Origin of the sequence: Ornithinibacillus bavariensis (assembly GCF_018333235.1) — a bacterium.
Lineage (GTDB): Bacteria > Bacillota > Bacilli > Bacillales > Amphibacillaceae > Ornithinibacillus > Ornithinibacillus bavariensis.
Genome location: NZ_BORP01000001.1, coordinates 263,580 through 277,235, shown reverse-complemented (window position 1 = coordinate 277,235; position 13,656 = coordinate 263,580). Strand labels below are relative to the sequence as shown.

Sequence of the window (13,656 nt, the reverse complement as noted above, 5' to 3'; positions counted from 1 at the left end):
ATCACTTATTATTTCGTTGAAAGAAGTATTCTATTGGAATAAACAAGCCAACCTCTCCGTGTATATCATGGTCGAGTGTGGCAAAGATTACACCGATTACCTCGCCTTCATCATTAATAATAGGACTTCCACTATTGCCACGGTATACCGGAGCTTCAATCATTAAAACAGGCTGATCCCAATCTTTTAAATCGGTGTATCCAATGATTGTTCCTTCATTTGCAATCCTATTAAATGCAAGTGGGTTTCCAATAAATGAAATATGTTCATTTCCCTCGAAGCTAAAGCTCTCTGCAAGGGTTAAATATGGTAATTCCTGTTCAGACTGAACCTTTAATAAAGCTAAATCCACATCTGGAAAGGCAGCCTCGATTGTACCTTGAATAAGACCTTCATTTGGAAAGGCTACTGTAATTGGGGCACCATTATCGACTACATGGTAATTTGTAAGAATATAACCATCTGGGGAAATAGAAAATCCTGTTCCCTTGCTTTCCCCTGTTTCTATGACAACAACTGCTTCTTTATACGTTTTTATATCTTCTTGGATAGAAAGTCTCGTCGAGGTTATAAGGAAGTCTATGGCTGGAATGGAGAAAGTATACGGTAATATTGCTATTATGTTAATTACCATTGTAATAGCAATAAGCCAGAACATCCATTTAGAAAATGGACGTTTTGGCTTTTTTTGTATATCTTGTGATGCTTTTAAGAGCGCCTCTTGTCTTGCTTGCTGGACAAGCTCATAAAGCTCCTCATCTTCAAATTCTTCATATAGGTCTTCATCAATGATGTCTGGTTGTATATTTTTCTCCTCATCCATGAGTACACCCCACATCTGTACCATTCTAGACTGCTCTTTGCGAGATACCTTGTTGCATCTTGTACATTTGATAGTACGTGCCTTTTTCTGCAATTAACTCCTCATGATTACCTTGTTCTATAATTTTACCATGATCCAACACAAATATGGTATTTGCTTGCTGAATGGTTGACAAGCGATGGGCAATAACTAAAGTTGTTCTACCTTGTTTTAAAACCTCTAGTGCATGCTGAATTATATTTTCAGTCTCTGTATCAATGTTAGCAGTCGCTTCATCTAGAATAAGAATTGCTGGATCAAAAGCAAGAGCACGAGCAAAGGATATTAACTGTCTTTCACCTAATGAATACGTTGTTCCACCCTCAGATACTTTTTCATCGTATTTCTTCGGCAGCTTCTCAATGAATCGATCCGCACCGACCGTTCGTAATGCTTGAATAGCTTTTTCTCGTGTTATTTTCGGGTCATTCATGGTGACATTGGAAATAATAGTCCCTGAGAATAAAAATGGATCCTGTAACACAATCCCCATATGACTACGTACTTGTTGTCTGGACCATTCCATTGTGTTATGACCGTCAATAGTTATTGTTCCTTTTTGCGGATCATAAAACCTAAATAATAAATTCATAATCGAGCTTTTTCCAGAGCCGGTATGTCCCACAAATGCTACTGTTTCTCCCGATTTAATCGACAATGATATATCTTTTAAAACATAATCCGCATCATTATAAGCAAATGAAATATGATCAAATTCAATGTTACCTTTATAACGTTCTAATTTCTCTTGGTTAACCTCTTCGCCTTCTTTATCCATTAATTCAAACACACGGCTTCCAGCAACCCTTGCTTGTTCTAGTAATGGCAATTGATTTACGATATCATTTACTGGCTCAAATAATCGGTTTAATAAGTCCACTATTGCATAGAGCATCCCAATAGAGATAATGTTTTGAATGTCTAAAGAAGCAGAACCAAAATACCAAATAAAAGCGACAAATGAAATATTTCGAAAGACCGTAACTAAATTATACGATGTCAATGCACTTAATTTTAATAATTTTCGTTGATACGTAAAATGTCTTTTATTTAATACTTCAAATTCTTCCTTCGTCTTTTTTTCACGACGAAATGCCTGTATGATGGTCATTCCTTGAATAGCTTCATTTATTTTTCCATTTATTTCACTGATTGTTGAACGGATTACTTTATTGTATTTAGTTCCGAAAAACTTATAAAACTTCATCCATACAATGATTAGTGGTATTAATAATAAAAACCATACAGCTAGTTTTGCATTCAAGATAAATAATGCGACAAAGATTCCCGCCATATAAATTGCACTTGTAATGATGATACTTAGAACCCTTTCATACAAATCACGTATAGCTTCCGTATCATTGGTAATACGAGCAACAATTTTACCTGCAGGCTGATCAACAAAATAGTTTATTGGAATTCGCTGCGTGTGTTCAAAAATGTCATTACGCATCTTTTTCACTATTTGATTGGAAGCTTTTTGAAGCATAAATGTCTTATAGAACTGAAAAATACCAGCAATGATAAGCAAACCAACATATAACGCTAATAAGAGGAGAATTGGTCTTTGTTCAGGCTTGAAAAACGAATAGATATCACTTGCAGAAATTTTCTCACCTGTAAACGTAATACTCTCTGTCTGTAATTTGATTGTAACCGTATTACCATTTACACTTCTTTCCCCTTGTAAAGGAACTTCCTCCCCTTGAACTAGGAAGTATTCACTCCCAATTTGTAGGATAGTATTCGTATTTACAATCTCATCTTTTTCATTGATGCGATCTTCGCGTTTATAGTAGTTGTTTTCAAATTCAACAGTTGTACGATCATCTTTTACAGGAACGCTATACCATGTCCCTTCAATTCCTACAACATGTTCATCTATAATTGTTTTCGCAATAAGTGGCCCCGCTAATTCCAATGAAGTAGCAATCATCAGGCAGATGATACCAATAATAATTCGCTTTTTAAATTGTAAGGCATATTGAAATAGTCTTCTCTCAGTAGATCTCTTCTTCATTAGGAGATCACCTCCTCATCATCCAGCTGCTGTTGTTCATACTGTTCCTTATACCATCCAGCATTTTGCATGAGCTCTTCATGGGTTCCTTCTTCTACAATTTTCCCGTCTTCGAGCACAATAATATGATCCGCATGGGTAACAGCAGATAGGCGGTGTGCTGCAATAAAGGTAGTTTTATTCTTTCGCTCTTTACGTAAGTGTTCGATAATCTTAGATTCTGTTTTCCCATCTACTGCTGATAGAGAATCATCTAAAATCAGAATCTCGGGCTCTTTAATAAATGCTCTCGCTAAGGCAACCCGCTGCTTTTGACCGCCAGATAATGTTACACCACTTTCCCCTACCATTGTGCCAAGGCCTTGTGGTAACTGCTTAATATCTTCTACAAAATGTGCAAGCTCCATAACGTGGAAAATCTCATCATCAGATGCATCATTTTTCCCAAACTGAATATTCTCTCGAACACTTTTCGAGAACATAATTTGGTCTTGAGGAACATAACCAATCCAAGAACGAATTTGTTCTAAATTAATCATTTCCATGTCGGTGTTTGAGAACTTAAGTTGTCCACGTACTCCTGGATACTGGCGTAGCATGATTTTAAATAAAGTAGTCTTACCTGATCCTGTCTTTCCTACGATTCCAATAGTTTGCCCCTTTTGGATATGCAGATTGATATTCTCTAATTGATTTATTTTTGTTCCTGGATATGAGAATGAGACATTATTAAAATCTATCGAATCAACATGGCCAACTTCTACGGGATTTTCTGGATTTTGGACATCTGCCTTATAGTTAATTGTCTCATTCACTCGGTCTAAGGAAGCATTACCACGCTGCAAGACATTAATTAATTCTCCAACCGCAAACATTGGCCAGATTAGCATTCCTAAATATACGTTAAAAGAAACTAAATCTCCTAAAGAAATAACATTCTCAAAAACTAGCATCGTTCCATATCCGAGGCCTATTGTATAAGAAAGTCCAACAAGAATTTTCATTGTTGGTTCAAACATAGCATCGATTTTTGCAACCGCAATGTTTTTTTGATACACTTCCTCTGTCATCGTTTCGAAACGGTCTTTATCCTGTTTTTCCTGAACGAATGCACGAATAACACGAATTCCACGAATAGATTCAAGTACCTCATTATTCATATTTCCAAAAGCTGCTTGTGCATCGGTAAATCTAGCATGAATTGCCGCACCATACTTATTCATGATGATAGCCATGATTGGTAATGGAATTAATGCAGCTAGGGTTAACTTCCAGCTAATAGAGAATCCCATCATAGCAATTAGCATGAACATAAATGTTGTGGAATCCACTAGTGTTAACACTCCAAAACCAGCAGTCTGAGCAATCGCCTTTAAATCATTCGTGCTTCTTGCCATTAGGTCACCAGTTTTGTATTTCCCATAAAATGTTGGTGTCATTTTTAAAAAGTGGTCAATTAGCTTCGAACGAGTCCAACGCTCCAAAATAACGGCACCACTAAATAGCGTGTAATCCCACAGAAAGGATATACAGTAATGAATTACTAATAGTACTACATAGCCAACGACAATAATAGTTAATAATTTTGCTGTCAGCGTACTAAATTGGATTTGATCAATTGCATATCCAATTAACCTCGGCGGAATCAGACCAATTGCACTTGCGATAATTAAAGAAACAATCGCAAAGGTATATCGTTTCCAATAATGTTTGAAAAACCAATCTAGTTTCTTAAAAACCTGAAACATCTATATCACCTTCTCTTTCTTTCTAGTTGCTTTATATATGAACCTCCACTACCTATAGATTTTTAACATTCATTCATGTGGTTATTTAGGTTACAAGGCTAATCTCAAATGAGGAATATTCAGTCACTCAAAAAACAAAAAAATGCATGTGCTAAATGGCACATGCATGTATCAATAATAGGAATACAAGACTAAAACAGACGTATAATTCCCTTAAATATCATAAAAAGGCCATAGCACACAAATGACCTTTACATAAACGAATGAAACAAAGCATACCTATGTACATTGAGTTTAAGGCATAATTTCCCGCTTACCAGAGGTCACAAGATATATTAAATTATGAACGATTAGGTTTACTTTAATGTTATTCATCTTCCATGACCTCCTTTTCTTAAAATTTTAGTACCTCATCATTATAGATTGGCAAAATTAAATAGTCAACACTTTTCTTAAATAAACTATTTTCAAACTTTTTTACGCACTTTATAACATCTAGGATTAAAATTGATGATCTTTTGGACACTTTCCTTCGATAAATTAGTTCCCTGTGAGATTTCTTCTATACTAGAATAAGGGTTCCTTCTCACATAACCACTAACCTTTTCAAGCTCTAATAAGCAGTCAATACACATATAAAATACACTATAGCTCATTTGCCTTTGACATAATTTACAATGACGGACATGCCCATCCATCCAATTCACCCCTTTATAGTTTTCATTTTGTATAATGTTCGAAAACTGCTATAGTTTTAATGGGGTAACCCAAACTGTTCATTTTAGAAGGAGTGTGAAACAATGCATCTAGACGATATGCTTGCATTTAACAAAAAATTTGTAGAGGGCAAACAATACGAAAAATATGTAACCGATAGCATTCCCAATAAGAAAATGGTTATTTTTACTTGTATGGAATCGCGATTAGTAGAGCTTCTGCAAAAGGCATTAAATATTCAAAACGGCGATGTCAAAATGGTTAAAAATGCTGGTGCCATTATTCGTAAACCATTTGATAGTATTATGAAGAGTATCTTAGTTGCTATTTACGAATTAAAGGCAGAAGAAGTAACTGTGATTGGGCACCATGATTGTGGGATGTCACGAGTTGATACGAAGGCATTAACCGATAAAATGGTGGAAAAAGGTATTCCAGAAGAAACGATCCGGACATTGGAAAATGCAGGAATAGATTTCGAAGATGAGTTTCACGGCTTCGAAACAGTAGAAGAATCTGTCATTCAAAGTGTTAACTTAATACGAAATCATCCATTACTACCATCCTATGTAAAGGTTCATGGATTAGTAATTGATCCAGGAACCGGGAAAGTGGATGTTGTTACGAGAGAAGATTAAAAAAGTCCCTTGGGAAGGAATTCCCCTGGGACTTTCTTTTTTTTCCCTAAATCCCATTCCCATTCCTTCATACATAAAATCAAGCATTTTAGACATACTAATCTCTGACCGTTAGACAACCTGGAGGTTTCTATGTGGAAAAAACAAAAGCCTAAGAATAAAGGAATTTCAATATTCCCAATAAAGATTGATACTCTAGAAAAAATTCTTATTGATAAATTCGAAGGAAATCCAGATCTAAAGTTTTCTAGATATACGGTAAGCAATCGTAATGTTGTCGTGTTTTTTATTGACTATCAAATCGATATGGCTAGCATTCAACAATCATTACTTCAACCTTTAGTAGAGTTTGACAAAAATGGTAAAAAGCTTACCAATGAAACCCTTATGAATTCTATACCAGTTAATTCGCCTTCAACTAGTGTTGACATAGAGGAAATTCTTAATGGTTTACTTATCGGTAAAGTATATATTTACATTGAAGATGAAAAAACTGCGGTTGACTATATTTTTGCTAAAAAAGAAAGCCGTTCACTAGAAAAAGCAGAGACAGAGTCAATTGTACTTGGCCCACAAATATCTTTTACTGAATCATTATCAAAGAATATGAACATCGTACGTTGGCTAATTAAATCACCTGATCTAGTCTTAGAAGAATTTAAGATTGGAAAAGTATCGCCCAAAGATGTCCGTCTTGTTTATATGAAAAGTCTTGCCAACGATGATGATGTACAGACGATGAGACAGCGATTAAAGGAACTCGATGTTGATGAAGTAGAAGATGCAATTGTATTAAAACAATATATAGAGGACTCGCAGAATAACTTATTCCCGCAATTTGATATTACAGAAAGACCCGATCGTTTCGCTTATAATATTACCAAAGGAAAACTTGGTGTTCTGGTCGAAAATAGTCCTTCTGGATTTACAGCACCAGCAACATTATTTAGCTTCTTAGAATCTACCGAAGATTTATATATGAGATGGCAGGCCGGGTCTTTTTTACGAATACTACGCTTTGTCGCCATGTTTATTTCGATTTTACTAACACCTACCTATGTTGCGGCACTGACATATCAATATGCAATTATTCCTACACAAATTCTGATATCGATTGGGCAATCACGCGTTTCCGTTCCCTTTCCACCAATTTTTGAAGCACTATTATTAGAGTTTCTTCTTGAACTATTACGAGAAGCAGGGGCTAGATTGCCTACTAAGGTGGGGCAAACAATGGGTATTGTTGGTGGTATTGTTATCGGTCAGGCTGCTGTAGAAGCTGGATTAACTAGTAATATCCTCATTATTGTTGTAGCAATGAGTGCCCTTGCTTCTTTTACTACGCCTAGCTATTTATTCGGAACTACCATACGATTAATTCGTTTTCCATTAATTATTTTGGCTGCATTTTTTGGATTAATTGGTATTGTATTTGGCATTACTTTTTTAATAATACACACACTTCGATTAAAGTCTCTAGGTCGCCCTTATTTGGTTCCTTTGTATCCACTACAAATCAAGGACTTTAATAAGGTGTTTTTCCGTACTCCCTTTAACCATAGTAGTAAACGAGCACGATCTTATCGTCCAAAATTTATTAAACGCTTTAGCTCTAAGGATGCAGATCAGATACGGGATATTGATGAGTAGGTGAGGTATGAATATTAATGTTTCAATAAAACCAGGAAACCGAATTCGAGCATTCTACCTATTCTTTATTATTTTTGATATACAAATGGGGGTAGGAGTCATTGGTGTTCCACGTTTTATCTATATGGAAGCAGGTCGTGATTCCTGGATAGCGATTCTTATTGCTTATTTGTATATCGCGTTAGTTATCTATGTTATGTTTGTGATCTTAAAAAAATATGAAAATACAGATTTATTTGGAATCCATGCAGATATTTTCGGAACTTGGATTGGAAAATTAATTAGTACTATCTTCATCATTCATTTTGGGACAAGCTTCCTCTCCATCTTATTAACGTACACAGAGGTTGTTCAGCTTTTTGCCTATCACGAACTACCAAACTTTGCTATAGCCTTCTTAATCATGCTACTAGTTCTTTATGCTGTATTTGGCGGAATAAGGGTTGTGGTTGGGTTATCCTTACTACTTTTCATTTCAACCTTTTGGCTTTATTTCATCCTCTATGACCCGATAATGAGAATGGATTGGCATAATTTTTTACCCATGTTTCAAACTTCAATTCCCGAACTATTAAAAGGAGCTAAAGAGACCTCCTACACACTGGTGGGATTTGAAATATTAATGATCATTTATCCATTTATAGCAAATAAAAATAAAGCAAAACTACCAGCTTTTCTTGGACTTACACTATCCATTTTTACAGTTCTATTAGTCACTACAATCTCTATTGGTTATTTCGCTGCAGAAGGTTTAAAACATATTGATTGGGCATTACTAATCCTATTTAAAAGTGCTTCTCTCACTTTTTTAGAGAGATTAGATTATATCGTTGTTATGGTTTGGCTGATGGTCATTTTACCAAATCTTGTATTTTTACTCTGGGCAATATCATATGGAGTGAAACGAGTATATAAAGTCCCTGAAAAAATTACCATATGGGTTTTGGCAATCTTTTATTTAACCATTGTCAATTTTTTTCATTATGATTACCAAATTGGTAAATTGACTGATTTAATTGCGAGATATAGTTTCTGGCTAATTTATGTTTATCCATTCATTCTACTCATATTCGTGTTAATAAAAAAGAGGAAGAGACGTCAAGGAAGTGAAGAAGCATGAAAACTATGAAGATATGTTTGATATTGGTTAGTTTATTGTTGCTTCTTTCTAGTTGTATGGAATCATTTCAGCTAGAGAATTTAGGAGTCATACTCACCCGAGGTACAGATATCACGGATGATGGTGAGATAGAGGTTACCCTAAGTCTTTTACAATTTGTAAAGGATTCCCCAAACGTAAATACAACAATTAGAGGAAAAGGAAAAACTGTAAAAGGTGCAGTCAGGAACGCAAATACCAAGACCAATCAAGAAATAGTGGTTGGGAAGCAAGAATTAGAAATTTACGGAAGGAGTGCAGCCGAAAAAGGTATTAAACCGCTCCTTGATACGTTAAGAAGAGATGCAAATGTCCCAAATACATTATTTTTAGCGATTAGCGAATCTGACGCAAGTAGTTTATTCAATGTTCAGGATCCAGGCATTAGTGCTAATCTGGGAGAATTTTTACATGGTCTCATCAGACCTGGGGAAGAAAAACGAATTTTTCCCGAACGCTCCTTACCAAAGGTTGCCGCATTAATTAACACACCAGGAATAGAGCCAACTCTACCAATATTAGGGATGAAGGAAGGGATCCCTTCTAAATACGGTATCGCCTTATTTAAGGAAGATAAAATGGTGGGACAGCTTCCCTTAAAGGATGAAGTGTTAGTTCAAGTCATGGAGGGCACCCTCAGGGAGCATTATTATGAGATGACCATTCCGATTGAAATGGTAGCAGATTACCTATCAGATAAAAGCCACGCCAAAAAAAATAAGAATGTCAATATGGTCTATATTGTAGAGAAAGGGAAAGGCAATATCAAATTGAAAAACAAAGAAAAATTACAATTCAAGACTACTATTAATATGCTATTAAACCTATTAGAAATATCAGAAAGTCTAAAGCTTGATAATCCCGAAGCAATTCATGGTCTTGAAAAAGAAATTGAAAATAATATTAAAAAGCGATTTGAAGAAATTCTTTCCATTATACAAGAATTAAATGCAGATATTTTTGGCTACGGGGTTCAGTATAGAATTCATAAGAAAGGAGGAGAACTCACGACGGAAGAATGGAATAGACTCTTCCCTAAAATTGATGTTGAAATTGATGTAAACGTTAAAATCATCCGACATGGTGAAGTCCATCGATAATATTAGAAGAAATGTGGAAATGCATAAGGGAAAATTGAAATGCATTTCCTTTCTTTTGTACATTAAATGTTCATAATAACTGGATTGCCATATTCTAATTAACTTGCTATGATAATATAGTTCAATAAGTGAACTATTTAACCTATGAACCTTTTTAAGGGAGGTGTAACGTATTTGGAATTAAAGGAATTAGTAGATCGGTATCAGGCAGCCATAAATCTGGTCTATCGAAAGGTTAGTATTTTATTAAAGGAAAAAATAAATGTTGATATCACATCAGATCAATTTCCAACGCTACAATACATTGCTAATAATAAAAAATGCACGAGTACTGATATTGCCTATACTTTTGGAATAGGAAAAAGTGCTGTAACTGCACAAGTAAACCGTTTATTTGATAAAGGCCTTATTATTCGAGAACGCGATGAAAAAGACCGTAGAGTAGTATATCTTCTCGCTACAGAAAAAGGAAGAGAATTTGTCACAAATACGGAGAAGATTTTATTCGAAGTATTAGGAAAATACTTATCAAACTTTGAAGATGAAGAAATCAATACGTTTATTCAATTATTAGAAAAGCTAGCCAGAATTATGGATGAGGGGGAAGTAGATGAATGAAATATATAATTCATTTTAGATGGATAATTGCATTGGTCTGGATTGCGAGTGCTATAGCACTTTTTATATTTGCTCCCAATTTACAAGACCTTGTACGTGAAAAAGGACAAATAGCAGCGCCAGAGGATTCACCTTCCGTTCAAGCACAAAAATTAATCGATTCCATGCAAACGGATAAAGAAGCGAATCGTACAAGTGCGGTACTTGTATTTCATGAAAAAGATGGGTTTAATACAACAGAAAAAGATAGTGTTGGAGAAGCAATTGAACGATTAGAAGAACAAGCAGATCATTTAGGTATTTCAAATATACTCTCTTTTAAAGAAGATCCACAAATAGAAGAGCAAACCGTTTCAGAGGATGGGAAAACGATTATCGTTCCATTGGAAGTTTCACTAAAAGACCGTGAAATAGCTGATGCGAGCGATGCAATCTATGCTTCACTTGAAGATGTTACGATTGATCATTACTTAACTGGAGAGGCTTTTATTTCACAGGATATAATTACCAACTCTGAAGAAGGTTTAAAGAAAACAGAAGTTATTACAGTAGTATTAATCCTGATTATATTATTTGTGGTATTTAAATCTTTTGTAGCTCCTTTTATTCCATTATTAACAGTTGGAATATCTTATTTAGCAGCACAAGGGGTTGTCTCTATATTAGCAGATAAATTTAATTTCCCATTATCAACCTTTACACAAATTTTCATGGTTGCAGTTATGTTTGGTATAGGTACAGATTATTGCATCCTGCTAATTAGTAGATTTAAAGAAGAAATTTCTAATGGAGAATCGATAAAGGATGCTGTATTAAACACTTATAAAACTAGTGGTAAGACCATCGCATTTGCAGGAATAGCTGTACTTATTGGTTTCTCCACTATTGGACTTTCCACCTTCTCCTTGTATCAATCAGCTGTTGCAGTAGCAGTCGGAGTTGCCGTCGTCCTTATTGCACTTGGTACATTAGTTCCTTTCTTTCTCGTTGTACTCGGTAAAAAGCTATTCTGGCCATTTGATAAAGCTGTATCCCATAAAGAAAGTAAGCTTTGGGGGATAGTAGGAACCTTTGCATGGGCACGGCCTTTCATTGCATTAATCATCGTTGCAATCATCGTTGTCCCTGCACTAGTATCCTACGATGGCAGTAAATCCTATAACTCTTTAGAAGAAATCGGGGATTCCTACCGATCTGTTAAAGGCTTTAATTATATTGCTGATAGCTTTGGACCAGGTCAAACAATGCCAATGTCTGTCGTCTATAAATTAGATACACCCATTGATACAGCTTCAGACTTTCAGCAAATTGAACGAATTTCTGAGTCATTAGCAAAGTTGGAAGGTGTCGATCAGGTAAGAAGTGCGACTAGACCAACAGGTACCATCATTGAAGACTTCTTAGTAGGAAACTTTACAGGTCAATTATCGGATGGAATAGGAAAAAGCACGGATGGTATAACCGAAATCCAGAGCGGGTTACAAGAAGCAGCCTCTGAACTTGAAAGGGCTAACCCTAAATTAGCCGATGCCCAAGATGGCGTTGACCAATTATTGCAGGGAACCAAGGCTGCTAACAATGGCATCGGAGATATTCAATCAGCCTTAGGTCAAATTGAACAAGGTATTGAATCAGGCGCTATGGGTGCTGGTGAAGTGAAAACAAACCTTCAAACAATTAAAGATAAGCTAGACCATACCATTTCTGGTAATAAAGAATTGCTGAATGGATATCAACAGTTAGCACAAGGTCTAACTGATTTAAATAATCAACAATTTAGTAGTTTAAGCCAATTACCGGGTACTATTACTCACGTATATGATAGTCTAGAAATCGTTCTTCAGAAACATCCAGAATTACAAGAGGACACTGATTTTATGACAGCATATATGACTCTTAAAGAACTACTAAACCAAGTAAAACCATTAGGAAGCATTCAACAGCTTATGGAATCTAAGGTTATTGAACCATTAAATCAGTTAAACGATAAAAATAAACAATATAATCTAAGCATGTCCATAGCTGCACAAGAGCAGATTTCATCAGGGATTGGACAATTAATAAATGGAGTTGACCAGCTCCAAGCAGGGTTAGACAAAGCTGCGAGCGGTCAGGGTCAAGTAGTTGGTAATATTCCAAGCCTACAGGATGGACTTTCTCAATTATATGGTGGTCAAGAACAATTGAAAACTGCCTTTCAAGACATGCAAGATCAGCTTGGTCAATTAGCAGCAGGATTGTCTGACGGTGCCGATGGACTTCAACAAATTGGTGATGGCCTAACAGACGTACAAGGATATCTTGCTGATATCAAAACAGATGAAGATAATCCAATGGTCATGATTCCTGAAGAGGCGCTCGAAAATGAAGCATTCATGGAAGGCGCTAATATGTATCTATCAGACGATAAAACGATTGTCAAATTTGATATTGTATTGAAATATAATCCATATTCAACGGAAGCCATTCATATGGTAAATAACGTAAATGATAAGGCCAAGGAAGCTAAACAAGGAACCATTTTTGCTGATAGCAAAGCCTTAATCGGTGGAATCAGTAGTACAAACAACGACCTGCAAAATGTTTCTGATGAAGACTACTCTAGAACGGTAATATTCATGATAATTGGTATTCTCATCGTATTAATCATTTTACTACGTTCGATTTTTATGCCAATATATCTAATCGGGTCTTTAGTTTTAACATACTTTACTTCTATGGCATTTACTGAAATTATCTTTGTCAATATTCTTGGATATGATGGTTTAACATGGGCAGTACCATTCTTTGCTTTTGTTATGCTTACCGCATTAGGTATAGATTACAGTATCTTCTTAATGGACAGATTCAATGAGTATCGTGACGGCAATCTAAAAGAAGCTATGCTAACGGCAATGAAGAAAATGGGTACAGTTATTATTTCTGCAGCAGTAATACTGGGTGGAACATTCGCTGCGATGCTACCTTCTGGAGTGTTATCTATTTTACAAATAGCCACTGTCGTGTTGATCGGATTATTCCTTTATGCATTAGTCATGTTACCACTGTTTGTACCAGTGATGGTTAAATTATTCGGAAATGTTAATTGGTGGCCATTTACAAAGAAAAATTAAAGTAGCATGTACAGAAAAAAGCTGGAATATA

General features: G+C 35.5%; 9 protein-coding genes. 6 read left to right on the top strand and 3 right to left on the bottom strand.

The window, feature by feature from the left end; translation table 11 throughout:
* Window position 1: 1 nt before the first annotated feature.
* Genes KI338_RS01340 through KI338_RS01330 form a run of 3 tightly spaced genes read right to left on the bottom strand, consistent with a single transcriptional unit; the run spans window position 2 to window position 4,630 of the window.
* Window positions 2-847 (bottom strand): S1 family peptidase, encoded by an 846-nt coding sequence (locus tag KI338_RS01340; protein ID WP_244853272.1) that lies wholly within the window; start codon window positions 845-847, stop codon window positions 2-4.
* A 1-nt stretch (window position 848) separates the two neighbouring features.
* Window positions 849-2,882 (bottom strand): ABC transporter ATP-binding protein, encoded by a 2,034-nt coding sequence (locus tag KI338_RS01335; protein ID WP_212919173.1) that lies wholly within the window; start codon window positions 2,880-2,882, stop codon window positions 849-851.
* Window positions 2,882-4,630: an ABC transporter ATP-binding protein gene (locus tag KI338_RS01330; protein WP_212919172.1), complete on the bottom strand. Its 1,749-nt coding sequence runs from the start codon at window positions 4,628-4,630 to the stop codon at window positions 2,882-2,884. The genes KI338_RS01335 and KI338_RS01330 overlap by 1 nt, the downstream gene beginning before the upstream one ends.
* A gap of 800 nt (window positions 4,631-5,430) precedes the next feature.
* On the opposite strand from KI338_RS01330, the gene KI338_RS01325 reads away from it, so the two are divergent.
* From KI338_RS01325 to KI338_RS01300, 6 genes are all read left to right on the top strand, one after another.
* Window positions 5,431-5,985, top strand: a complete 555-nt coding sequence (locus KI338_RS01325; RefSeq protein WP_212919171.1) for a beta-class carbonic anhydrase — start codon at window positions 5,431-5,433, stop codon at window positions 5,983-5,985.
* Between the two features lie 132 nt (window positions 5,986-6,117).
* The gene (locus KI338_RS01320; protein WP_212919170.1) at window positions 6,118-7,635 is read left to right on the top strand and encodes a spore germination protein; all 1,518 of its coding nucleotides are present in this window, start codon (window positions 6,118-6,120) and stop codon (window positions 7,633-7,635) included.
* A 7-nt stretch (window positions 7,636-7,642) separates the two neighbouring features.
* Window positions 7,643-8,755 (top strand): GerAB/ArcD/ProY family transporter, encoded by a 1,113-nt coding sequence (locus KI338_RS01315; protein ID WP_212919169.1) that lies wholly within the window; start codon window positions 7,643-7,645, stop codon window positions 8,753-8,755.
* Complete coding sequence (locus tag KI338_RS01310; RefSeq protein WP_212919168.1) at window positions 8,752-9,894, top strand: Ger(x)C family spore germination protein; 1,143 nt, start codon at window positions 8,752-8,754, stop codon at window positions 9,892-9,894. Before KI338_RS01315 ends, KI338_RS01310 begins: the two co-directional genes overlap by 4 nt.
* Window positions 9,895-10,068: 174 nt before the next feature.
* On the top strand, window positions 10,069-10,512 hold the full coding sequence (locus KI338_RS01305) for a MarR family winged helix-turn-helix transcriptional regulator (protein WP_212919167.1): 444 nt from the start codon (window positions 10,069-10,071) through the stop codon (window positions 10,510-10,512).
* On the top strand, window positions 10,509-13,625 hold the full coding sequence (locus KI338_RS01300) for an MMPL family transporter (RefSeq protein WP_212919166.1): 3,117 nt from the start codon (window positions 10,509-10,511) through the stop codon (window positions 13,623-13,625). The genes KI338_RS01305 and KI338_RS01300 overlap by 4 nt, the downstream gene beginning before the upstream one ends.
* Window positions 13,626-13,656: the final 31 nt, after the last annotated feature.